Annotated in this window: 19 protein-coding genes and 4 pseudogenes; 13 read left to right on the forward strand and 10 right to left on the reverse strand. The window is 68.4% G+C overall.

Annotated features, from left to right (window positions below):
* Positions 1-715 (forward strand): RluA family pseudouridine synthase (locus tag BN4348_RS37575; protein ID WP_066910858.1); only part of this gene is annotated, 715 nt, incomplete at its 5' end.
* Here the strand turns inward: BN4348_RS37575 and BN4348_RS37580 are convergent.
* Positions 716-1,474 carry a class I SAM-dependent methyltransferase gene (locus tag BN4348_RS37580; protein ID WP_066910861.1) on the reverse strand — a complete coding sequence of 253 codons (759 nt, stop codon included), beginning with the start codon at positions 1,472-1,474 and terminating at the stop codon, positions 716-718.
* A 54-nt stretch (positions 1,475-1,528) separates the two neighbouring features.
* Positions 1,529-1,933: a group I truncated hemoglobin gene (locus tag BN4348_RS37585; protein WP_066910864.1), complete on the reverse strand. Its 405-nt coding sequence runs from the start codon at positions 1,931-1,933 to the stop codon at positions 1,529-1,531.
* Positions 1,934-2,156: 223 nt separating this feature from the next.
* On the opposite strand from BN4348_RS37585, the gene BN4348_RS37590 reads away from it, so the two are divergent.
* The 3 genes from BN4348_RS37590 to BN4348_RS37600 all read left to right on the forward strand — a co-directional run bounded on the left by BN4348_RS37590 (position 2,157) and on the right by BN4348_RS37600 (position 4,566).
* Complete coding sequence (locus tag BN4348_RS37590) at positions 2,157-3,176, forward strand: SDR family NAD(P)-dependent oxidoreductase (RefSeq protein WP_066911046.1); 1,020 nt, start codon at positions 2,157-2,159, stop codon at positions 3,174-3,176.
* 22 nt (positions 3,177-3,198) lie between these two features.
* A complete protein-coding gene (locus tag BN4348_RS37595; RefSeq protein ID WP_066910867.1) occupies positions 3,199-4,002 on the forward strand; it encodes an SDR family NAD(P)-dependent oxidoreductase in 804 nt (267 codons plus the stop codon).
* 132 nt (positions 4,003-4,134) lie between these two features.
* Entirely contained in the window at positions 4,135-4,566 is a 432-nt protein-coding gene (locus BN4348_RS37600; protein ID WP_066910870.1) for a type II toxin-antitoxin system Rv0910 family toxin, read from the forward strand.
* Here the strand turns inward: BN4348_RS37600 and BN4348_RS37605 are convergent.
* From BN4348_RS37605 to BN4348_RS37615, 3 genes are all read right to left on the reverse strand, one after another.
* Complete coding sequence (locus BN4348_RS37605; protein ID WP_066910873.1) at positions 4,538-7,450, reverse strand: MMPL/RND family transporter; 2,913 nt, start codon at positions 7,448-7,450, stop codon at positions 4,538-4,540. The two genes, BN4348_RS37600 and BN4348_RS37605, sit on opposite strands and share 29 nt — an antisense overlap.
* On the reverse strand, positions 7,447-7,893 hold the full coding sequence (locus BN4348_RS37610) for an MmpS family transport accessory protein (protein ID WP_211145694.1): 447 nt from the start codon (positions 7,891-7,893) through the stop codon (positions 7,447-7,449). Before BN4348_RS37610 ends, BN4348_RS37605 begins: the two co-directional genes overlap by 4 nt.
* A 127-nt stretch (positions 7,894-8,020) precedes the next feature.
* The gene (locus BN4348_RS37615; protein ID WP_066910876.1) at positions 8,021-8,629 is read right to left on the reverse strand and encodes a TetR/AcrR family transcriptional regulator; all 609 of its coding nucleotides are present in this window, start codon (positions 8,627-8,629) and stop codon (positions 8,021-8,023) included.
* Positions 8,630-8,729: 100 nt separating this feature from the next.
* Here BN4348_RS37615 and dnaE point away from each other — a divergent pair, with 100 nt between their 5' ends.
* Entirely contained in the window at positions 8,730-12,305 is a 3,576-nt protein-coding gene (gene dnaE / locus BN4348_RS37620; RefSeq protein ID WP_066910879.1) for a DNA polymerase III subunit alpha, read from the forward strand.
* A gap of 83 nt (positions 12,306-12,388) precedes the next feature.
* Here the strand turns inward: dnaE and BN4348_RS37625 are convergent, their stop codons facing one another.
* On the reverse strand, positions 12,389-13,162 hold the full coding sequence (locus BN4348_RS37625; RefSeq protein WP_235852674.1) for an MBL fold metallo-hydrolase: 774 nt from the start codon (positions 13,160-13,162) through the stop codon (positions 12,389-12,391).
* 179 nt (positions 13,163-13,341) lie between these two features.
* Positions 13,342-13,779 (reverse strand): annotated as a pseudogene (locus tag BN4348_RS37630) (PPOX class F420-dependent oxidoreductase); the annotation flags it as partial.
* Positions 13,780-13,838: 59 nt separating this feature from the next.
* Between BN4348_RS37630 and BN4348_RS37635 the strand changes: the two are divergent.
* The 4 genes and pseudogenes from BN4348_RS37635 (at position 13,839) to BN4348_RS37650 (ending at position 18,611) form a co-directional block, all read left to right on the forward strand.
* Positions 13,839-14,228 carry a MerR family transcriptional regulator gene (locus BN4348_RS37635; RefSeq protein ID WP_066910885.1) on the forward strand — a complete coding sequence of 130 codons (390 nt, stop codon included), beginning with the start codon at positions 13,839-13,841 and terminating at the stop codon, positions 14,226-14,228.
* A gap of 14 nt (positions 14,229-14,242) precedes the next feature.
* On the forward strand, positions 14,243-14,719 hold the full coding sequence (locus BN4348_RS37640; RefSeq protein WP_084454041.1) for a VOC family protein: 477 nt from the start codon (positions 14,243-14,245) through the stop codon (positions 14,717-14,719).
* Positions 14,720-14,804: 85 nt separating this feature from the next.
* Positions 14,805-16,719: pseudogene (fadD11, locus tag BN4348_RS37645) on the forward strand (fatty acid--CoA ligase FadD11).
* Positions 16,716-18,611, forward strand: a complete 1,896-nt coding sequence (locus BN4348_RS37650; protein WP_066910888.1) for a lysophospholipid acyltransferase — start codon at positions 16,716-16,718, stop codon at positions 18,609-18,611. Before fadD11 ends, BN4348_RS37650 begins: the two are co-directional and overlap by 4 nt.
* Here BN4348_RS37650 and BN4348_RS37655 read toward each other — a convergent pair whose 3' ends face one another.
* Positions 18,612-19,184: a TetR/AcrR family transcriptional regulator gene (locus BN4348_RS37655; protein WP_066910891.1), complete on the reverse strand. Its 573-nt coding sequence runs from the start codon at positions 19,182-19,184 to the stop codon at positions 18,612-18,614.
* A gap of 88 nt (positions 19,185-19,272) precedes the next feature.
* Here BN4348_RS37655 and BN4348_RS37660 point away from each other — a divergent pair, with 88 nt between their 5' ends.
* The 3 genes from BN4348_RS37660 to ilvA all read left to right on the forward strand — a co-directional run bounded on the left by BN4348_RS37660 (position 19,273) and on the right by ilvA (position 22,031).
* Positions 19,273-20,154: an SDR family oxidoreductase gene (locus tag BN4348_RS37660; RefSeq protein ID WP_066910894.1), complete on the forward strand. Its 882-nt coding sequence runs from the start codon at positions 19,273-19,275 to the stop codon at positions 20,152-20,154.
* A 30-nt stretch (positions 20,155-20,184) separates the two neighbouring features.
* A complete protein-coding gene (locus BN4348_RS37665; RefSeq protein WP_066910897.1) occupies positions 20,185-20,622 on the forward strand; it encodes a nitroreductase family deazaflavin-dependent oxidoreductase in 438 nt (145 codons plus the stop codon).
* Between the two features lie 110 nt (positions 20,623-20,732).
* Complete coding sequence (gene ilvA / locus BN4348_RS37670) at positions 20,733-22,031, forward strand: threonine ammonia-lyase (protein ID WP_066910900.1); 1,299 nt, start codon at positions 20,733-20,735, stop codon at positions 22,029-22,031.
* Positions 22,032-22,112: 81 nt separating this feature from the next.
* Here the strand turns inward: ilvA and BN4348_RS37675 are convergent.
* Positions 22,113-22,403, reverse strand: a pseudogene (locus BN4348_RS37675) (pyridoxamine 5'-phosphate oxidase family protein); the annotation flags it as partial.
* Between the two features lie 2 nt (positions 22,404-22,405).
* Between BN4348_RS37675 and BN4348_RS37680 the strand changes: the two are divergent.
* Positions 22,406-22,950 (forward strand): annotated as a pseudogene (locus BN4348_RS37680) (aminotransferase class I/II-fold pyridoxal phosphate-dependent enzyme); the annotation flags it as partial.
* Here the strand turns inward: BN4348_RS37680 and BN4348_RS37685 are convergent.
* Positions 22,928-23,509: a mismatch-specific DNA-glycosylase gene (locus BN4348_RS37685; RefSeq protein WP_066910903.1), complete on the reverse strand. Its 582-nt coding sequence runs from the start codon at positions 23,507-23,509 to the stop codon at positions 22,928-22,930. The pseudogene BN4348_RS37680 and the gene BN4348_RS37685 overlap by 23 nt on opposite strands.
* Positions 23,510-23,516: the final 7 nt, after the last annotated feature.

A 23,516-nucleotide genomic window follows, 5' to 3' on the forward strand; every position in this document is an offset into this window, starting at 1 on the left:
GGAGAACACGCCCGTCGACATCGAGGGCATGACGATCCTGTATTCCGACGACGACATCGTCGCCGTCGACAAGCCCGCCGCGGTGGCCGCCCACGCGTCGGTGGGCTGGACCGGTCCCACGGTGCTCGGCGGGTTGGCCGCCGCCGGTTACCGGATCACCACCTCCGGCGTGCCCGAGCGGCAGGGCATCGTCCATCGCCTCGACGTCGGCACCTCGGGGGTGATGGTGGTGGCGCTGTCCGAGCGCGCCTACACGGTGCTCAAGCGGGCGTTCAAGCAGCGCACCGTCGACAAGCGTTACCACGCGCTGGTGCAGGGACATCCGGATCCGTCCAGCGGGACGATCGACGCGCCGATCGGACGCCACCGCGGCGGCGAGTGGAAGTTCGCCGTCACCAAGGACGGCCGGCACAGCCTCACCCACTACGACACCGTTGAGGCCTTCGTCGCGGCGAGCCTGCTCGACGTGCACCTGGAAACCGGTCGCACCCACCAGATCCGGGTGCACTTCTCCGCGCTGCACCATCCGTGTTGCGGTGACCTTGTCTATGGAGCCGACCCGGTGCTAGCGAAAAGGCTTGGGCTGGAACGGCAATGGCTGCACGCGCGTTCGCTGTCCTTCGCCCATCCGGCCGACGGCCGGCGGATGGAGATCGTCAGCCCCTACCCGCCCGATCTGCAGCACGCGCTGGACGTGTTGGGCGCGGAGGGCTGATCACCCCGCCTTGCGGGCCTCGACCAGGACGCGCGTCGGGTGCGCGACGAACGGTCCGTCGGCCTCGATCTGTTGGTGAAGTTGGCGCAGCCGGTCCCGGTAGCGCTCCACGGTGAAGTCCGGCACCGTCCACACCACCTTGCGCAGGAAGTAGACGACGGCGCCGATGTCGAAGAATTCGGCCCGGAGCCGCTCCGCGCGCAAATCCACCACCTGCAGGCCCGCGGCCTCCACCTGGGCGCGCACGGCGTCCGGGTGAAACTCGGCCCATTTCTCCGGCTGCGGCCCGATGAAGTACTCGACCAGCTCGCCCATGGTGGCGGGCCCGATGTGCTGTGCAAAGTAGGTGCCCCCCGACCGCAGCACGCGACGGATCTCGGCCCACCACACGGAGATCGGATGACGGGTCGTCACCAGGTCGAACGCCTCGTCGGCGAACGGCAGCGGCGGCTCGTCCGGGGTGGCCACGAGCACCACGCCGAGCGGATGCAGGCGTTTGGTCGCCAGCGCCGCGTTCGGGGGCCACGTCTCGATGGCCGCCATAGTGGGCGGGAAGGGCCCCGCGCCCGCCAGCACCTCGCCGCCCCCGGTGTGAATGTCCAGCGCGGCTGACACCGTCGCCAGGCGACCGCTCAACTGCCGCTGGAAGCCCCAGGACGGCCGCTCCTCGGTCGCGCGGCCGTCGAGCCAGGAGAAGTCCCAGCCGTCGACGGATACGGAATCGGCTTCGGCGACCAGGTCTTCGAATGTGCGGGACATGCATTGCATTGTCTCCGAAGCAGCGAGATCGCCGCCACGGTCGCGGCCGGCGGGTCAGACCGTGCTGGGTTCGGGCGACGCGATCTCGGGGGCCAGCGGCGCGATGGCGCTGAGTATGTCGGTGACGGTCGCGGAGGACACCCCGGCGGCGGCGAGCGCGTTGGCCAGGTGCCCGGCAACCAGGCTGAAGTGGTGCATGGTGATGCCGCGCCCCTGGTGCACCTGTTTCAGCGGCGCGCCCGTGTACGGCTCGGGCGCGCCGAGCGCGGCCGCGAAGAACTCGACCTGCCTGCCCTTGAGGCGGTTCATGTTCGTGCCGGTGAAAAAGCCGGACAGGTGATTATCGGCAAGCACGCGAACGTAGAAGTCCTCGACGACGACCTCGAGGGCCTCGTGCCCGCCGATCCGCTCGTAGATCGTGGCCGGCTCGGGGTTGCGGAAGCGCGCCAGAATTTTCATAAAACCGATTGGAACATCGCGGCGTTGCCCGCCAGTTAGTGCGCGATCACACCCGGATTACCCTCTGTAACAGCGGGATTGCCCCCAAATGGCCCTGACTTGGGCCGCGGTGTGACCCGCGGAGTCGCCGTTCACATGGCGGCAATCTTGCCTCCGACCGCCAAGGGATGCCCTAGGTTGGTCCTATGACCCACGTCACATTGCCCGTCAGGAGCAAATGCCGATGAATCTCCTTGGAGACTTGACCAACCTGATGGAAAAGCCTTTCGCGGCGATGTCGAACATCGTCAACACCCCCAACTCGGCCGGGCGATATCGACCGTTCTATCTGCGAAATGTGCTGGACGCGGTGCAGGGCCGCACGCTCGAGGATGCCGTGCAGGGCAGGATCGTCCTCATCACCGGGGGCTCGTCGGGCATCGGCGAGGCCGCCGCCAAGAAGATCGCGGAGGCGGGCGGGGTGGTGGTGCTGGTCGCCCGCACCCGGGAGAACCTCGAGAAGGTCGCCTCTGAAATCGAAAGCAACGGCGGAACCGCACACGTCTACCCGTGCGATCTGTCCGACGTGGACGCCATCGCCGCGATGGCCGACCAGGTGATCGACGACCTCGGCGGCGTGGACATCCTGATCAACAACGCCGGGCGGTCTATTCGGCGCTCGCTGAAGCTGTCCTACGACCGCATCCACGACTACCAGCGGACCATGCAACTGAACTACCTCGGCGCCGTCCAGCTCATCCTCAAGTTCATCCCCGGGATGCGGGAACGCGGCTTCGGGCAGATCATCAACGTCTCCTCGGTCGGCGTGCAGACCCGCGCGCCGCGCTTCGGCGCCTACATCGCCAGCAAGGCCGCCCTCGACAGCCTGTGCGACGCCCTGCAGGCCGAGGTGGTGAACGACGACGTCAAGTTCACCACCGTCCACATGGCGCTGGTGCGCACGCCGATGATCAGCCCGACCACGATGTACGACAAGTTCCCCGCGCTGACACCGGACCAGGCGGCCGGCGTGATCACGGACGCGATCGTGCACCGGCCCAGGCGGGCGAGCTCGCCGTTCGGGCAGTTCGCCGCCGTCGCCGACGCCGTCAACCCGGCGGTGATGGACCGGGTGCGCAACCGCGCATTCGCCATGTTCAGAGACTCCGACGCGGCCAAGGGCGGCGAATCGTCCAGTGATGCAGAGCCTTTCGACAAGCGGAGCGAGACATTTGTCCGGGCGACCCGAGGGATACATTGGTGACACGGGGAAGATTGGTAATACGATGAGCCTTCCGAAACCTGACACCGACACCACCGTCGTCATCACCGGTGCCTCCTCTGGCATCGGCGCCGAACTGGCTCGCGGCCTGGCCCGCCGTGGGTTCCCCCTGCTGCTGGTCGCGCGGCGCCGGGAGCGCCTCGACGAACTCGCCAACGAGGTGGGCCAGGAATACTCGGTGGCGGTCGAGGTGCTGCCGCTGGACCTCAGCGATGCCAAGAGCCGCGTGAAGTTGGCGGACCGGCTGCGCACCGAACCGATCGCCGGGCTGTGCAACAGCGCCGGCTTCGGCACCAGCGGGGTCTTCTACGAGCTGCCGCTCGAACGCGAAAGCGAAGAGGTCACGCTCAACGCGCTGGCATTGATGGAACTGACCCACGCGGTCTTGCCCGGCATGGTCGAGCGCGGCGCCGGCGCGGTGATGAACATCGCCTCGATCGCCGGGTTCCAGCCGTTGCCCTACATGGCGGTGTATTCGGCCACCAAGGCGTTCGTGCAGACGTTCTCCGAAGCCATCCACGAGGAGCTGCACGGGACCGGGGTGTCGGTGACGGTCCTGTGCCCGGGCCCGGTCCCCACGGAATGGGCCGAGATCGCCAACGCCGAACGGTTTTCCATCCCGGTGGCGCAGGTTTCGCCGCACGACGTGGCCGAGGCGGCCATCGGCGGGATGCTGGCCGGCAAGCGCAGCGTGGTTCCGGGCATCGTGCCCAAGGTCGTCAGCACCGGCGGCAGGTTCGTGCCGCGCACCCTGCTGCTGCCCGGGCTGCGGATCGGCAACCGATTCCGCGGCGGGCCTAATCGCTAGCGCCGCCGCATCGTCCCAGTGGTCACTCCCGACTCTGCGCCGGGGGATCGACGTGGGCAAGAAGAAGCACCCTCCCGCGACGTAGGCCATTGTGGCGGAAGTGACGGAGCGGCGGCGGTTTAGGCTCGAGCAATGGCCGCCGTGGAGATGACCGCCGACATGCCGATGACCCCGCAGGACATGTGGGACCACGTGTCGGACCTGTCGGATTTGGGCGAATGGCTGGTGATGCACGAGGGCTGGCGCAGCGAGCTGCCCGACGAGATCACCGAGGGCACCGAGATCGTCGGCGTGGCGCGGTCCAAGGGGCTGCGCAACCGGGTCACGTGGACGGTGACGAGGTGGGAGCCGCCGCACGAGGTCGCGATGAAGGGGTCCGGCAAGGGCGGGGCGAAGTACGCCGTCACGCTCACCGTACGGGCCACCGGGGACGGGTCCACCCTCGGCCTGCGCCTGGAGCTGGGCGGGCGTCCGTTGTTCGGTCCGGTGGGTTCGGCCGCGGCCCGCGCGGTCAAAGGGGACGTGGAGAAGTCGCTCAGGCAGTTTGTGGAGCTTTACGGCTAGGCAGCACGGCCGGGTCATCGTCCTCCCACAGCAGCAACTGCCGCACCGACGCGCGCGAGCCGTAGGGCTGCAGCATCTGGCTGGCCGGCCGCGGGCGCACCCGCTGCGGCCACCAGAACCAGCGCCCGAGAAGCGTTGCGACGGAAGGCGTCATGAAGGACCGCACGATCAGCGTGTCGAACAACAGCCCCAAGCCGATGGTGGTCCCGATCTGGCCCAGCACTTGGAAACCACTGAACACGAACGCGCACATGGTGACCGCGAAGACCAGGCCGGCGGAGGTCACCACGGAGCCGGAGCCGGCCATCGAGCGGATGATGCCGGTCTTCAGGCCGGCATGGATTTCCTCTTTGAATCGCGAGATCAATAACAGGTTGTAATCGGACCCCACCGCCAACAGCAGGATCACCGCCAGCGCCAGCACGACCCAATACAGTTTGATGCCGAACATGTACTGCCACACCAGCACCGACAGCCCGAAGGAGGCGCCGAGCGAAAGGGCCACCGTGCCCACGATGACCAGCGCCGCGACCAGGCTTCGCGTGATGATCATCATGATGAGCAGGATCAGGGCCAGCGCGGCGAGCCCGACGATCAGCAGGTCGTACTTCGCGCCGTCCTGGATGTCCTTGTAGGTCGCCGCGGTGCCGCCGATGTAGATCTGGGCGTCGGCCATCGGCGTGCCCTTCAGCGCCTCGTGCGCGGCGGTGACGATCGGGTCGATATGCGAAATGCCTTGCGGTGTTGCGGGATCGCCGTCATGGGTGACGATCATCCGGGCGGCCTTCCCGTCGGGCGACAGGAAGAGTTTCAGCCCGCGCTTGAAGTCGGGGTTGTTGAACACCTCCGGCGGCAGGTAGAAGCTGTCGTCGTTCTTCGCGGTGTCGAAGGCCCGCCCCAGCGCCGTCGCATTGTCGATCGCGGCCTGCGTCTGGGCGTTGATGCCGGCCTGGGTGGCGTGGCTTGCCAGCGCCAGTTGGCGGTTGGTCTCCTGGCTGTCGATCTGGGGTGGGATCAGCGCGACGAGTTTCGGCTGCAGCGCGTCGAGCTTGTCCAGGGTGGCCGTGAGGTTTTCGAATTTTTCGGTGAGCTGATCGACGCCGTCGAGGGCGTCGAGAACGGACCGGATCGCCCAGCAGGCGGGGATGTCAAAGCAGTGTCGCTCCCAATAGAAATAGCTGCGGATGGGCCGGAAGAAGTCATCGAAATTCGCGATCTTGTCCCGCAGGTCCCTGATCGTGTCGACCGTGTCGTGAAAGCTCTGAGTTTCGGCGTGGGTGGCCGCGGCGAGTTGCTGCTGCAGGGCGTACTGCTGCTTGAGGATGTTGATGGTCTTCGCCAATTCACCGGCCTGCGTGAGCAGGTCATCCGCCCGATCCCGTTGGTACGTCAGGTTTTCCTGCTGGGCGGCGCTCTGGTTGCTGATCACAAAGGCGAGCGAGCTGTGGTCGAGCGGGGTTCCCAGCGGCCGGGTGATGGTCTGCACCTGCGCGACGCCGTGCACATGAAACACCGCCTTGGCCACCCGGTCCAGGATGAGCATGTCGGCCGGGTTGCGCATGTCGTGATCCGTTTCGACCATGAGCAATTCGGGCTCCAGCCGGGCGCGCGAGAAGTGCTTCTCGGCGGCGGTGTATCCGATGTTGGCCGGGGCGCTGGCGGGCATGTAGGGGCGGGTGTCATAGCTGGTCTTGTATCCGGGCAACGCGAGCAGGCCGACCAGGGCCAGGGCGCACGCCGCCGTCAGGATGGGGGCCGGCCAGCGGACGATCGCCGTGCCGATTCGTCGCCAACCGCGGGTTCGCATCGCGCGTTTCGGGTCGAACACGCCCAGGGCGGCGCCCAGGGTGAGCACCGCCGGGCCCAGCGTGAGCGAGGCGAAAAGCGCCACGAGGATGCCGAGAGCGGCGGGGATGCCCAGGCTTTGGAAATAGGGCAGCCGGGTGAAGGTCAGACAGAAGACGGCGCCGGCCACGGTCAGGCCCGAGCCCAGGACGATGTGGGCCGTACCGTGATACATGGTGTAGTAAGCGGTTTCCTTGTCCTCGCCGGCCCCGCGCGCCTCCTGGTAGCGGCCGACGAAAAAGATCGCATAGTCCGTTCCGGCGGCGATCACCAGCAACGTGAGGAGGTTGGTCGCGTACGTCGACAAGCCGATGATCCCGGCGTTGCCCAGAAAGGCGACGATCCCCCGGGCGGCGGACATTTCGATGAGGACCGTGACGAGCACGAGCAGCATCGTGAAGAGGGAACGGTAGACGAACAGCAACATGAGTGCGATCACCCCGACGGTGATCGCGGTGACCTTCGCGGTGCCCTTGCTGCCGACGTCGAACTGGTCGGAGATGAGCGGCGCAGCCCCGGTGACATACACCTTCACGCCGGGCGGGGGTTGCATGTGCTCCACGATGTCGCGGACGGCGCCGACGCCCTCGTTGGCCAGCGCCGAGCCCTGATTGCCCGCGAGGAACAGCTGGACGTAAGCCGCCTTGCCGTCGCTGCTCTGCGACCCCGCCGCGGTGAGGGTGTCTCCCCAGAAGTCCTGGACGTGCTCGACGTGCTTGCGGTCCTGCTCGAGCTTGCGGACCATCGCGTCGTAAAACCGGTGCGCGTCCGCGCCCAGCGGCTTGTCGCCTTCCAGCACGATCATGGCCGAGCTGTCGGTGTCGAACTCTCCGAACGCCTGACCGATGCGCTTGATCGCCTTCAGCGACGGCGCGTCGGGGGAGTTCAGCGCCACGTTGTGGGTTTTTCCCACCTCTTCCAGCTGCGGCACCGCGATGTTCGTGATGGCGGCCAGCGCCACCCAGAACAGCAGGATCGGCAGCGAGAGCCGGCGGATGGTGTGCGGCAGGCGGGGCCGCGTCTGTTGATCGTTGCTCATCCCGACTTATCCAGACAGAAGGTGTAGGCGTCGACTTCGTTCACGGTGCGTTCGTCCTTGACCTCGCCGTTGACGGTGATCCGGCAGCCGAGGGTGCCGCCGGTGCCCTGCGCCACCACGTTGCCGACGACCGCGGGCTGCGTGGTGGTGATGGTGTATGACCAGGGCAGGGGTGCGTTTTTGACTTGCTGTGGCTGGGCGTTGACGTCCAGGTAGTTGATGGTCGCCACGGCGCCCGGCGCGCCGAAGACCTCGAGAACCACCTGTTTGGGGTTGAACGGCACGATCTCGTTGGACAGGCTGCCGTTGGCCGAGACGTTGGAATGGGAGCCGAAGATCCCGTGCAGGCGATAGATGGCGAATCCCGTGAGCGCGACGACGAGCACCGCGACCAGCGGTATCCACCCTCGCCTGATGACAGACGCTATCGAAATCCCCTTCACCCGTTGGCCTTTCGATGCTCGGGCGACGCCATCACGCTGCCGTGGTGAGCGCGATCGCTGGGTATGACCCTACGGTACTGATCAGTACTGCACAAGAGACGGGACCGTACACTTTGCGGATCATCTATCAACTGGCCTGATATCCGCTGGAACGGGTGAGTCCGGGCATGATGAAGCCGTCGACCAGGGCTTGCACCGTGCGCGGCGTGGGCGGCTCGCCGGGGATGATCGAGCGGAAGATCAGGTAGCCGGGCAGCAGGTCCCAGAGTTCTTCGGCGATGGCGGCCTCGTCGATCTCGCCGCGGTCGGCGGCCTGCCGCAGGATGTGCTGGATCGTGGCCCTGCGCTGGTCGAGGAATTGGTGCTGCAGTGCGTCCCGGAGGGCGGGGTCGCGCGACACCTCGACGAGCACCGCGCGGATGGTGCCGGCGTTGAGCCGGCCCTGCTGGCAGATAGTCTCGCCGATCTGGAGCAGATCGCCGCGCAACGTGCCGGTTTCCGGCGGGATCGCGACCTGGCAGATGCCCTCGATGAAGGCGGCCAGCACCAGTTCGGCTTTCGAGGGCCAGCTCCGGTACACCGTGGCCTTGCTGGCCCGGGCTTCGCTGGCCACCGCGTCCACCGTCAACCCGTCGTAGCCGTGCTCCTGCAGCAGCCGCAACGTCACCGCGAGCAACTCGGCCTCGCGCGGCGACCACGGCGATGGCCCCGCGCACCGATCGGCTGTCTGGGGCATAGCGCCCACCTTAGATCCGCGGGGCCCGAGCGCGTGAGTTAAAGACACACTCGCGACACGCCGGGGATGCGTCGGTGGTCGGTCATAGACTGGCGTGCCTATGACCGGTTCGTTGCCTCCTCACGCGAGCGTTCGTCGCGAGTCGTCGTTCGTGCACCTGCATAACCACACCGAGTACTCGATGCTGGACGGGGCCGCGAAGATCACGCCGATGCTCGACGAGGTGCAGCGGCTGGGGATGCCCGCGGTGGGGATGACCGATCACGGGAACATGTTCGGGGCCAGCGAGTTTTACAACGCGGCCGCGAAGGCGGGGATCAAGCCGATCATCGGGGTGGAGGCGTACATCGCCCCGGGCTCGCGCTTCGACACCCGGCGCGTCACCTGGGGAGATCCCAGCCAGAAGGCCGACGACGTCTCCGGCAGCGGTTCCTACACGCACCTGACGATGGTGGCCGAGAACGCCACCGGCCTGCGCAACCTGTTCAAGCTGTCCTCGCTGGCCTCCTTCGAGGGCCAGCTGAGTAAGTGGTCGCGGATGGACGCCGAGCTCATCGCCGAACACGCCGAGGGCATCATCATCACCACCGGCTGCCCGTCCGGGGAGGTGCAGACCCGGCTGCGCCTGGGCCACGACCGGGAGGCGCTGGAGTCGGCCGCCAAGTGGCGCGAGATCGTCGGGCCGGACAACTACTTCCTCGAGCTGATGGATCACGGCCTGTCCATCGAACGGCGGGTCCGTGAGGGATTGCTCGAGATCGGCCGCAAGCTCGGGATCCCGCCGCTGGCCACCAACGACTGCCACTACGTCACCCGCGACGCCGCCCACAACCACGAGGCGCTGCTGTGCGTGCAGACCGGCAAGACGCTGTCGGACCCCAACCGGTTCAAGTTCGACGGCGACGGCTACTACCTGAAGTCGGCCGCCGAGATGCGCCAGATCTGGGACGACGAGGTGCCCGGCGCCTGCGACTCGACACTGCTGATCGCCGAGCGCGTCCAGCCCTACGACGAGGTGTGGGCGCCCCGCGACCGGATGCCGGTCTTCCCGGTGCCCGAGGGGCACGACCAGGCGTCGTGGCTGCGGCACGAGGTGGACGCCGGGCTGCGCCGGCGGTTTCCCGACGGCGCGCCGGACGGTTACGCCGCGCGCGCGGAGTACGAGATCGACGTCATCTGCGGCAAGGGCTTCCCGTCCTACTTCCTGATCGTCGCGGACCTGATCAATTACGCCCGCTCGGTGGGCATCCGCGTCGGGCCGGGCCGGGGCTCGGCCGCCGGGTCGCTGGTCGCCTACGCCCTGGGCATCACCGACATCGACCCGATTCCGCACGGGCTGCTGTTCGAGCGGTTCCTCAACCCCGAGCGCACGTCGATGCCCGACATCGACATCGACTTCGACGACCGTCGCCGCGGCGAGATGGTGCGCTACGCCGCCGACAAGTGGGGCTCCGACCGGGTGGCCCAGGTCATCACCTTCGGCACCATCAAAACCAAAGCGGCGCTCAAGGACTCGGCGCGCATCCACTACGGCCAGCCCGGTTTCGCGATCGCCGACCGGATCACCAAGGCGTTGCCGCCGCCGATCATGGCCAAGGACATCCCGCTGTCGGGCATCACCGACCCGAACCACGAGCGCTACAAGGAGGCCGCCGAGGTCCGCGGCCTGATCGAGACCGACCCGGACGTGCGCACCATCTACCAAACCGCGCGCGGCCTGGAGGGCCTGATCCGCAACGCCGGCGTGCACGCCTGCGCGGTGATCATGAGCAGCGAGCCGCTCACCGAGGCGATCCCGCTGTGGAAGCGCCCGCAGGACGGGGCCATCATCACCGGCTGGGATTACCCGTCGTGCGAGGCCATCGGCCTGTTGAAGATGGACTTCCTGGGTCTGCGCAACCTCACGATCATCGGTGACGCGATCGAGAACATCAAGGCCAACAAGGGAATTGACCTCGATCTGGAGGCCGTGCCGCTGGACGACAAGGCCACCTACGAACTGCTCGGGCGCGGCGACACGCTGGGGGTGTTCCAGCTCGACGGCGGGCCCATGCGCGACCTGCTGCGCCGCATGCAGCCGACCGGGTTCGAGGACATCGTCGCGGTGCTCGCGCTGTACCGGCCCGGCCCGATGGGCATGAACGCCCACAACGACTACGCCGACCGCAAGAACGGGCGCCAGGCGATCAAGCCGATCCATCCCGAGCTCGAGGAACCGCTGCGCGAGATCCTGGCCGAGACCTACGGATTGATCGTCTACCAAGAGCAGATCATGCGCATCGCGCAGAAGGTGGCCAGCTACTCGCTGGCCCGAGCAGACATTCTGCGCAAGGCGATGGGCAAGAAGAAACGGGAAGTGCTGGAAAAGGAGTTCGAGGGCTTCTCCGACGGCATGAAGGCCAACGGCTTTTCGGCCGGCGCCATCAAGGCGTTGTGGGACACCATCCTTCCGTTCGCCGACTACGCGTTCAACAAGTCGCACGCCGCGGGCTACGGCCTGGTCTCCTACTGGACCGCCTACCTCAAGGCCAACTACGCGGCCGAATACATGGCCGGGTTGCTGACCTCCGTCGGCGACGACAAGGACAAGGCCGCGGTCTACCTCGCAGACTGCCGCAAGCTGGGCATCACGGTGCTGCCGCCGGACGTCAACGAGTCCGGACTGAACTTCGCCTCGGTCGGGGCCGACATCCGCTACGGCCTGGGCGCGGTGCGCAACGTCGGCGCCAACGTGGTGAGCTCGTTGATCGGCACCCGCGGCGAGAAGGGCAAGTTCACCGACTTCTCGGACTACCTGAACAAGATCGACATCTCGGCCTGCAACAAGAAGGTCACCGAGTCGCTGATCAAGGCGGGGGCTTTTGATTCGCTCGGGCACGCGCGCAAGGGCCTGTTCCTGGTGCACACCGACGCCGTCGACTCGGTGCTGGGCACCAAGAAGGCCGAGGCGATGGGGCAATTCGACCTCTTCGGCGGCTCCGGGGAGGCCGGCGACGCTGGAGACCCTGTGTTCACCATCAAGGTGCCCGAGGACGAGTGGGAGGACAAGCACAAGCTGGCCCTGGAGCGAGAGATGCTGGGGCTGTACGTGTCGGGGCATCCGCTCAACCGGGTGGCGCACCTGCTCACCGCCCAGGTCGACACCGCGATCCCGGCGATCCTGGACGGCGACGTCCCCAACGACACGCAGGTGCGGGTGGGCGGCATCCTGGCCTCGGTGAACCGACGGGTCAACAAGAACGGGATGCCTTGGGCGTCGGCGCAATTGGAAGACCTCACCGGTGGCATCGAGGTGATGTTCTTCCCGCACGCATACTCGACTTTCGGCGCCGACATCGTCGACGACGCGGTGGTGCTGATCAACGCCAAGGTGGCGATCCGCGACGACCGGATCACGCTGATCGCCAACGACCTTGTGGTGCCGGACTTTTCCAGCGCCCAGGCGGACCGGCCGCTGGCGGTGAGCCTGCCGACGCGGCAGTGCACCTTCGACAAGGTCAGCGCGCTCAAGCAGGTGCTGGCCCGCCATCCCGGCACCTCCCAGGTGCACCTGCGCCTGGTCAGCGGGGACCGCATCACCACCCTCGAGCTGGACGCCTCGCTGCGGGTCACGCCGTCGCCGGCACTGATGGGCGACCTCAAGGAGTTACTCGGCCCGGGCTGCCTGGGCGGTTGACGCCTGTCCGCGAGGGTGCGCAGATGTACGCGATTCTCGGAGTGTCGCCGTACAAACACGCACCCTCGCCGGGGGGAATGGGCCTAGGCGGGTAACTGCAGGGCCGCGTGGTGGTCGTGGGTGGGGATGATCCGCACCGCACGCCGTGCCGCGTGCAGGCGGTGCAGCGTCCGGAAGGTTTCGTCGCGATCCTCGTCCACCAAAGCGCCTGGGTAGCTTGACTTTTGCCGGACCTTCTCGATCTGCAGCGCGTGCCACGCCGCGTCGCCGGCGATCAGGATCCAGCCCCGCGACGTGTGCAGCAGCACCCCGACACTGCCGGGCGTGTGCCCGGCCAGGTCCACCAGGACGACGGTGCCGTCACCGAAGAGATCGTGGCTCCTGGCGAAGGTCAGCACCGGCGGTCCGTCCAGGTCGTATTCGACGACGGGCCGGCCGCGCAGCGAATCGCGGACGCCGCCGACGGGTGCCACGCCTGCGGCGCCGATCCACTCGTTTTCGGTGCGGTGCAGGTGCACCGCAAGACCGGGCAAGTCCAGCAGGCCCGACACGTGATCCCAGTGCGCGTGGGTGGGCAGTGCGAAGTCCAACCGCGGCGATTCGGGCAGCCCGTTCAGCGCCGTGATCGTCGGGATGGTCGCGGCGGGCGGCCGGACCGCGAAGCGCAACACCGCGGGCAACTGGGCGATCACCCGCTGCTCGACGTCCGTGCACACCGCGGGGTCGACGATGAACGTGGCCGCCGGATGCCGGACGACGAACGACGTCAGCGAATTCTGCACGCGCGCAGGGGCGAATGTGCCCTCGACGATCGCGGCGGTCGGCACCGGGCGCGGCACCTGGGGCAGCGCGGTCACCGCGACCGTGTGGCCGGGATCCGGCAGCCCTGCGTCGGCGATGCTGCGCAGGAACCGCCGGTCGGGCCGCCTCGGCCGCAGCAGGCCGTGGGCGAGTCCGGCTGCGGCGGTGCAGCATTGGAGGACGGTGGGGGAGCGGACGAGATCGGGCACGGGAGTGGCGGGCCGGGGCATGGCAGCTCCACCCGCACGATCGCGCTGTCGGGCCAGACGCGACGGTCACGCGCGCGCTGCAGCTTCTCGCGGACGCACAGGTCCCGGTGGACGTTGGTCACGCCCGGGACCTTGATCAGCGGCACGACGTTCCACTGCCAGCCGTAGCGCCGGCGCAGCACGCGGTTGGCCCGCTCGGCGTCGGCGCCCGACAGGATGGTGGCGCGGCCGGCCACCGTCGCGGCCCCGGCCGGGACCTGGCCCCGATAGTCGCAGGCGGCGAGTTCGAGGTCGCGCCGCGCCGCCAGCCGCCTGGTCTTGGGGCCCACCTTGGTCCGGAACAGCAACGCGTCGCCGTCCAGCCCGAACCAGATGGGGGTGTCGACGGGGGTGCCGTCGCGGCGGAAGGAGCGCAGCAGCGCGTATCGGGCGCGGCCCAGCTCATCGAGTGCTTGTTTGTGCATGGACACAGTCAACGACTTAGAGTTAGCTCTAAGTCAAGCATCGAATTCTGGGAGGCCCGATGGCCGCACGCCTGACGATCGGGGAGGTGGCGCGCCAAGCCGGGGTCGCGGCCACGACGCTGCGCTACTACGAGCAGATCGGGCTGGTTTCGGCGCCGGCGCGGCTGGGCGGCCAGCGCCGCTACGACGATTCGGTGCTCACCCGACTCGAGGTGATCCGGCTCTGCAAATCCGCCGGCTTCGCGCTGGAGGAGATTCAGTTGCTGTTCGCCGACGACGCCCCGGGGCGGCCCGCCAGCCGGGCGCTGGCGGAGGCCAAACTCGCCGAGATCGATGCCCAGATGGAGTCGCTGGCCCGGGCGCGTGCCGTCATCGAGTGGGGCATGCGCTGCACGTGCCCCTCGATTGACGCGTGTACCTGTGGGATTCATACCGCGTTACCCGCCTGAACAAAGGAGCAGCAGTGAGCCAGCCGCATTCCCTTGCCGTGCAGAACTTCTCCCACGTCTGCGTCGGTGTCTCGGACATCGAGGCGTCGTGCAAGTTCTACACGGCGGTGCTGGGCATGGACGTCGTGTTCGACGTCGAGCTGGCGGGGGCCGGGTTGAACTCGGTGACCGGCGGGGCCGCGCAGCGGGGCCGCATGATCGGAGGATTGATCGGCGGCGTCATGGTCGAGCTGCTGTCGCTGGGCGCGGTCCCGGAAACCCCGAGCGGGCCGCACCTGGGCTACACCAACATGTCGTTCCGCGTCGACGATCTCGACGCCACCTACGACACCGTTCGTCGGCACCATCCCAGCGTTCGGGCCGAGCCGCCGGTCGACATCGGCGGAGTCCGGATGTTCTTCATCTACGACCCCGACGGCACCCCCATCGAACTCCTGGAGTTGCCCGGCGGCGCGTCGACCACCGTGCAGCTCTGGCGCCCCCAGGGCTGAACAAGCCGGGTGATGTGTTCCGCGCCACCGATCCCGGACGTACGCTCACGAAGGGCAACCTGACCCCGCGCCAAGGAGGACGGCAATGACATCACCCGAACGCCCGGCCACCTTGTGCGAGGCGTTTCAGCGCACCGCGGCGATCGCTCCGCACGCCGTCGCGCTCCGGACGCCCGGAGACGCCCAGACGGTGACGTGGCGGGAGCTTGCGGAGCGGGTGCGGAAGGCCGCCGCGGGCCTGGCGGGCCTGGGAGTGGGGCGGGGCGACACCGGGTCGCTGATGATGGCCAACCGGATCGAGTTCTACCCGGTGGAGATCCGCGCCCAACACCTGGGCGCCACTTCGTTTTCGGTCTACAACACGCTTCCCGCCGAGCAGCTGACTTACCTNCTACCCGGTGGAGATCGGCGCCCAACACCTGGGCGCCACTTCGTTTTCGGTCTACAACACGCTGCCCGCCGAGCAGCTGACTTACCTGTTCGACAACGCCGGCCCCAAGGTCGCGATCTGCGAGGGGCAGTACGTGGACCGGATTCGCGCCAGCGGCGCGCCCATCGAGCACATCGTCTGCATCGACGGTTCGCCGCCCGGCGCCATCTCGATGGACGACCTGTATGCCGCCGCCCGCCAGGATTTCGATTTCGAATCGACCTGGCGCGCGGTGCAACCCGACGACATCGTCACGCTCATCTACACCTCCGGGACCACCGGAAACCCCAAGGGCGTGGAGATGACGCACGCCAATCTGCTGTTCGAAGGGTTCGCCCTCGACGCCGTCCTGCCGATGAAGTTCGGCGACCGCGTGACGTCTTTTTTGCCCACGGCGCACATCGCCGACCGGGTGATGGGGTTGTACGGGCTGGAGGTGTTCGGCAGCCAGGTCACCGTCGTCTCCGACGCGCGCGCCATCGCGGCGGCCCTGCCCGACGTTCGGCCCACGGTGTGGGGCGCGGTGCCGCGGGTGTGGGAAAAGCTTAAGGCCGGAATCGAATTCGCCGTCGGCCACGAGGCGGACGAGACCACGCGACAGGCGTTGCAGTGGGCGATGTCGGTGGCCGCCCGGCGCGCCGACGCCCTGGTGGCCGGCGAACCGATGCCGGAGCAACTGGCCGCCGAGTGGGCCCAGGCCGACGAATTGGTGTTGTCCACGTTGCGGGAGCGGCTCGGGTTCGGCGAGCTCCGCTGGGCGGTGTCCGGGGCGGCGCCGATCCCGAAGGAGACGCTGGCATTCTTCCTCGGCATCGGCGTCCCCATTGCCGAGGTGTGGGGCATGTCGGAGCTGAGTTGCGTTGCCAGCGTGAGCCATCCGCGCGAAGCCCGCCTGGGCACCGTCGGCAAGCTGCTGCCCGGGCTGGAGGGCAGGATCGCTGAGGACGGCGAGTTTTTGGTGCGCGGTCCGCTGGTGATGAAGGGCTACCGCAGGGAACCGGCCAAGACCGCGGAGGCGATCGATGCCGAGGGCTGGTTGCACACGGGCGACATCTTCGAGGTCGACGACGACGGCTATCTCAAGGTGGTCGATCGCAAGAAGGAGCTGATCATCAACGCGGCCGGAAAGAACATGTCGCCGGCCAACATCGAGAACACCATCCTGGCCGCGTGCCCGATGGTGGGCGTGATGATGACGATCGGCGACGGACGGCCGTACAACGCGGCGCTGATGGTCTTCGACGCCGAATCGGTCGGCCCGTACGCCGCCCAGCACGGCCTCGCCGACGGGTCGCCCGCGGCGCTGGCGGCCCACCCGGAGGTCATCGCGCGGATTGCCGCCGGCGTGGCCGAGGGGAACTCGAAACTGTCACGGGTGGAACAGATCAAGCGCTTCCGGATACTGCCGACGGTGTGGGAGCCCGGCGGGGACGAGATCACGCTGACCATGAAGCTCAAGCGCAAGCCGATCATGACGAAGTACGCGAGCGAGATCGAGGATCTCTACGCCGCCGAGCGGCACCCCGAGGTCCACGAGCCCGCCGAAGCCGCCACGGTACAGCCGGCATGAGCGGGGGGCCGGGGGCGACGGCGCGCGACATCGGGCGCGCCGGAGTACGAAAGCTGCTGCAGCGCACCGGGATCGTCGACGAATCCACGGCGCCGTTGCCGACCGATCCCGACGAAGTCGTCCAGCTCCTGGCGGCGCTGTGGTATGACGAGCGGCTGGGCAAACTGGCCGAGGAGCTCGGGCGCGATCACGACGGCGTGCGCGCCGAGGCCGCGGGCTACCTGCGGGAGATGGCGCCGTCGCTGGACGAGCGGGCGGTGCAGGCCTGGCGCAGCTTCAGCAACTGGCTGATGCGGGCCTACGACATCCTGGTCGACGAGGATCAGATCGCCGCGTTGCGCAAGCTGGACCGCAAAGCGACACTGGCGTTTGCGTTTTCGCACCGGTCCTACCTGGACGGCCTGCTGCTGCCCGAGTCGATCCAGGCGAACCGGCTCTCACCCGCGCTCACCTTCGGCGGCGCCAACCTGAACTTCTTCCCGATGGGCGCCTGGGCCAAGCGCACCGGCACGATCTTCATCCGGCGCCAGACCAAGGACATTCCCGTCTACCGCTTCGTGCTGCGCGCGTACGCCGCCCAGCTGGTGCAAAACCACGCCAACCTCACCTGGTCGATCGAGGGCGGCCGGACCCGCACCGGCAAGCTGCGACCCCCGGTGTACGGGATCCTGCGCTACATCAGCGACGCGGTCGACGAAATCGACGGCCCCGAGGTCTATTTGGTGCCGACCTCCATCGTGTACGACCAGCTGCACGAGGTGGAGGCCATGACGACCGAGGCCTACGGCGCGGCCAAGCGGCCGGAGGACTTCCGCTTTTTGATCCGGCTGGCGCGACAGCAGGGGGAGCGACTGGGCCGCGCCTACCTGGATTTCGGCGAGCCGCTGCCGCTGCGCAAGCGCCTCGAGGAGCTGCGGGCCGACGAGCCCGGGACGGGCACCGAGATCGAACGCATCGCGCTGGACGTCGAGCACCGGATCAATCGCGCCACGCCCGTCACCCCGACGGCGGTGGTGAGCCTCGCCCTGCTGGGCGCCGACCGCTCGCTGTCCATCAGCGAGGTGCTGGCCACCGTGCGCCCCCTGGCGAGCTACATCGCGGCGCGCAACTGGACGGTGGCCGGTGCGGCGGACCTGACCAACCGCTCCACGATCCGCTGGACGCTGCATCAACTGGTCGCCTCCGGCGTGGTCAGCGTGTACGACGCCGGCACCGAACCGGTCTGGGGGATCGGCGCCGACCAGCATCTGGTTGCGGCGTTCTACCGCAACACCGCGATCCACATCCTGGTCGATCGCGCCATCGCCGAGACGGCGTTGCTGGCGGCCGTCGAGGACGCCGAGAATTCCGTGGACCGCCAGGTGTTGCCCACCGCCGTGCGCGACGAGGCGCTGAGCTTGCGCGAGTTGCTGAAGTTCGAGTTCTTGTTCTCGGCGCGCGCGCAGTTCGAAAAGGAGCTCGCCGACGAGGTGCGCCTGATCGGGCGGGTCGAGGACACCAGCAAGGCCGCACCCGCGGCCGACGTGCGTGGGCTACTGGAAAAGGCCGACCTGCTGCTGGCGCACCTGGTGTTGCGCCCGTTCCTGGACGCCTACCACATCGTCGCCGACCGGCTGGCCGCCCTCGAGGACGAATCGTTCGACGAGGACGAATTTCTGGGCGAGTGCCTCGAGGTGGGCAAGCAGTGGGAGCTGCAGCGCAGGATCGCCAGCGCCGAGTCGAGGTCGATGGAACTGTTCAAGACCGCGTTGCGGCTGGCGCGGCACCGCGAGCTGGTGGACGCGTTCGAGAGCCCGGAGATCGCCCAGCGACGACGCGACTTCGCCGACGAGATCGCCACGGCGATCAGGCGCGTGAACGCTATCGCGGAAATGGCCCGGGCTCGGTCCTGATCAGCCGAGATCGACGGCGGCCGCGTGCAACTCGCGCAACGCCGCGCACGCGATGGTGCCCAGGTCTTGTTCCTCGCCCGGCTCGGCCCACTGGGCATAGGCGGTTTTGAACGCCACGGCACCGAGTTCCGCGGCCAGCACGGCCGTCGGTGGGGGAATGCCGCGCGCTTGCAGCGCCTCGGCCATTGCCGCCGACAACCCAATCTGCTTGAGCGCGTTGCGTTCTTGGAGCTCGGTGCTGGCGGCGATCGCGGCCTTGAGCCGGGGGGCGAGCTCGCGGTTGAAAGAGGTGAACGCCGCCGCGGCGGACTTCAGGCCGGAGCAGACCACAGCCAGCGGTGTCGCGTCCGCGGGCGCTGCGGCGACGCCCTCTCGAAGTAGTTGCGCGATGGTGTCCTGGCCCGCGGCCAGCAGATCGCGCTTGTCCGGGAAATGACGAAAGAAGGTGCTCTTCGTCAGCCCGGCCCGCGCGGCGATCTGCGCGACCGTCGTCTCGTCGTAGCCGCGCTCGTTGAACAGCTCCAGCGCCGCGGCGACCAGGCGTTCGCGTGCGTCAGGTTGCCAGCGGCCCATGACGCCATCCTAACGTGATGGGACTATTGTCCCATCAGTGCTGTAGGGTGATGGGATCATGGTCGCATCACCCGAAGGGAAGTCTCTCATGCGCGTGTTCGTCACCGGGGCCAGCGGAGGAATCGGCTCGGCCGTCGTCTCGGAGCTCATCGCCGCCGGCCATCGGGTCGTGGGCCTGGCGCGATCCGAGGCCGCGGCCGCGACCGTCAGCCGGCTCGGCGGTGAGCCGCTACGCGGTGACATCGCCGACGTCGAGGTCCTGAAAAAGGCGGCCGGTGACACCGACGGCGTCGTCTACCTGGCGTTCAACCACGACTTCACCGGCGTGGGGGACGCCATCGGCGCCGAAGCCCGCGCGGTCGCCGCGCTGGGCGAAGCGCTCGTCGACACCGGCAAACCGCTGGTGCTGGCCAGCGGCACCCCGCCGGTACCGGGGCGTGCGAGCACCGAAGGCGATCCCTTCGCCAGCGGCGGTCCGATGGCGGGACGCGGCCGCACCGGCCAGGCCGTCGTCGATCTGGCCGAGCGCGGTGTCCGATCATCGGTGGTGCGGCTGCCGCGGTCGGTGCACGACGCCGGCGGGCGGTACGGTTTCGCCGGCATCCTGATCCAGGCCGCACAACGCCGCGGCGTGTCCGCGTACGTCGGGGACGGTGCGCAGCGCTGGCCCGCCGTACATCGAGACGATGCGGCGCGGTTGTTCCGCCTCGCGCTCGAACAGGCGCCGCCCGGCTCGGTGCTGCACGCTGTGGGCGACGAAGGCGATCCGATGCGTGCGATCGCCGAGGTGATCGGTCGGCGGCTCGGTGTTGGTGTCGAGTCGGCCCCGGCCGACAGCTTTGGTCCGCTCGGCGCCATCTTCGCCGTCGACCAGCCCTCCTCGAGCGCGCTGACCCGCGAGCGATTCGGCTGGAACCCCACGGGTCCAAGCCTGCTCGAGGACCTGGAATCGGGGGAGTATGCCCGGTGAGGGGAAATCGGCGCGCCCTAAGGTGGGTGTATGCCGCTTTCAGGTGAATACGCCCCCAGCCCGTGGGACTGGTCCCGCGAACAAGCCGACAAGTACGCCGAATCCGGTGGAACCGAGGCCGCAGACATGAAGGGGAAGCCCATCATCCTGTTGACCACCATCGGGGCCAAGACCGGCAAGCTCCGCAAAACCCCGCTCATGCGCGTCGAGCACGACGGCCAGTACGCGATCGTCGCGTCGCTCGGCGGTGCCCCCAAGCACCCGGTCTGGTACCACAACGTCAAGAAGAACCCGCGCGTCGAGCTGCAGGACGGCAGCGTCACCCGCGACTACGAGGCCCGCGAGGTGTTCGGGGACGAGAAGGCCACCTGGTGGGAGCGCGCCGTCGAAGCGTGGCCCGATTACGCCGACTACCAGAAAAAGACCGACCGCCAGATTCCGGTGTTCGTCCTGAGCCCGGTCGGCTGACTTCCACCAGCAGTCGCAGAATCGCGCGCTCGGGGACCGAATCGTGCGATTCTGCGTCTGCTCGCGACCAGGGCCGAATCCCCAGCTGGGCGGCATGGCACCATTGATCGGTGTCCGCTGAATTGAGCAGTAGCCCGCGGCCCCCAGGAACTCCGCCGCTCTGCGCGGCTGACATCGAGGCCGCGGCGCAGCGGATTGCCCCGGTGGTCGCGCCCACCCCGCTGCAGCTGAGCGATCGGCTGTCGGCGATCACCGGCGCGCAGGTGTACCTCAAGCGCGAAGACCTGCAGGTCGTGCGCTCCTACAAGCTGCGGGGCGCCTACAACCTGCTGGTGCAACTGTCCGGGGAGGAGCTGGCCGCCGGCGTGGTGTGCTCGTCGGCGGGCAACCACGCGCAGGGCTTCGCCTTCGCCTGCCGGGCGCTGGGGGTGCACGGCCGGGTCTACGTGCCGGCCAAGACGCCCAAACAGAAGCGCGACCGGATCCGCTACCACGGCGGGGAGTTCATCGAGCTGATCGTGGGCGGATCGACCTATGACCTCGCCGCCGAGGCCGCGCTCGCCGATGTCGAACGCACCGGCGCCACACTGGTTCCGCCGTACGACGACCTGCGCACCATGGCCGGCCAGGGCACCATCGCCGTCGAGCTGCTCGACGAACTGGATGCCGAGCCCGACCTGGTCGTGGTCCCGGTGGGCGGCGGCGGCTGCATCGCCGGCATCACCACCTACCTGGCCGAACGGACGACCAACACCGCGGTGCTGGGCATCGAGCCGGCCGGCGCCGCGGCGATGATGGCCGCGCTGGCCGCCGGCGAGCCGGTGACGCTGGACCACGTCGACCAGTTCGTCGACGGCGCCGCGGTGAAACGGGCGGGGTCGCTGACCTACGCCGCGCTGGCCGCCGCCGGCGACATGGTGTCGATTACGACGGTCGACGAGGGAGCGGTGTGCACCGCGATGCTGGACCTGTATCAGAACGAGGGCATCATCGCCGAGCCGGCGGGTGCGTTGTCGGTCGCGGGCCTGCTGGAGGCCACTGAAGGGCCAGTCGAGCCCGGTTCCACGGTGGTGTGCCTCATCTCGGGCGGCAACAACGACGTGTCGCGCTATGGCGAGGTGCTGGAGCGCTCGCTGGTGCACCTGGGGCTCAAGCACTACTTCCTGGTCGACTTTCCGCAGGAGCCGGGCGCGCTGCGGCGGTTCCTCGACGAGGTGCTCGGTCCGAACGACGACATCACCCTGTTCGAGTACGTCAAGCGCAACAACCGCGAAACCGGCGAGGCGCTGGTCGGCATCGAGCTGGGATCGGCGGCGGGGCTGGACGGTTTGCTGGCGCGGATGCGCGCCACCGAGATCCACGTCGAGGCCCTGGAGCCCGGTTCGCCGGCCTACCGCTACCTGTTGTAGGCGTAGGGCTTCCGCCCGCGGGCGCGCGCAGTCGTACACGCTTTGCGGCGTGTCGGTGGACAGACGCGCGCGCTCGCGCGGCTAGCGCAGGTAGGCCGGCACAGGGGTGCGCGGATCGAGGTCGGTGGCCGGCACCGGCGGTCCGGGAATCAGGGTGAGCGGCACGACGCCGGCCCAGTGCGGCAGCGCGGCATCTTCCGGATCGTCGACCGGGCCGCCGGTGCGCAGCTTGGCCGAGACCTCGACGAGGTCGAGGGCGAGCACCCCGGTCGCGGCGAGTTCGCGCGCGTTGGGCGTCCGGCAGTCGTCCGCGCGGCCGGGCCGGATGTGGTCGAGCAGGCAGCGCAGCGCGCGCAGCTTCTCCGCGGGATCCNATCATTGCGCGGGGATTTCGGGCGCGTCGCTACGCACCCTGGCCGGTTCGACCGGCCAGTGGGCCTTCGTGCGGTCGGCGTCCAAGGCTTACGGCCCCGACCTGCGCGTCGCCGTGCTCGCCGGGGACCGGCGCACCGTCGAGCGGGTGCAGGGGCGGCTCCGGCTGGGACCGGGGTGGGTGAGCCACCTGCTGCAAGACCTCGCGGTCCGCTTGTGGGCCGACGACGGGGCGTCGCGCCTGATCGCGCAGGCCGAGGAGCAGTACGCCCGCAACCGCACCGGGCTGTGCGAGGCGTTGGTTCGACGCGGCGTGAGCGCCCATGGCCGATCGGGGCTCAACGTCTGGGTGCCGGTGCCGGACGAGACGGTGGCGATCACCCGGCTGCTCGCCTCCGGTTGGGCCGCGGCGCCGGGCACGCGGTTCCGCATTCGCACGGCGCCCGGAATGCGTGTCACCGTGGCCGATTTGAGAGCCGACGAGATCGATCCGCTCGCTGACGCGATCGCCGCCGCCGTGCTGGCTACCGGCCGTCCAAGCGTGTAGGGATGCCGGCCGCGCGGGCGACCTCGCCGTAGGCGGCGGCCAGGCCGGACAGCGACGCGTGGGCATTGCGGCCACTGGGATTGGGGACCACCCACAGCTCCGTTGCGGGATAAGGCGACTCCTGCTTGCCCGCGTTTGCGCCACGCTCGCCGAAGGCGTCTCGAAAGGCGGTGATCCCCAGGACGGCGACCACCGCCGGGGAGTACTTCCGGACCGTTCGGTCCAGCTTCCGGCGGCCCTTGACCAGCTCTGCGACCGTGAGTTCGTCGGCGCCCGCGCTCGCCCGCTCGACCAGGTTCGTGATGCCGATTCCGCGATTCAGCAAGTACTCCCGGTCGGTGGGGGTAAACCCGGAGGAGGCGTCGATGAGATGATCGGTGATGCCGGCGCGGTAGAGCGCCGGCCAGAACCGATTGCCGCGGGGAGCGAAATGGGCCTGCACCGCAACGGTTCTCAGCCCCGGATTGATTCCCACGAACAATAGTCGGACCTCGTCCGAGATGAGGTCGGGCAGGGTCTGACCACTGAACCGCCTCAGCTGCTCGCGGGTGAACCGCACCGCATCC

This window comes from Mycobacterium interjectum (genome assembly GCF_900078675.2).
Lineage (GTDB): Bacteria > Actinomycetota > Actinomycetes > Mycobacteriales > Mycobacteriaceae > Mycobacterium > Mycobacterium interjectum.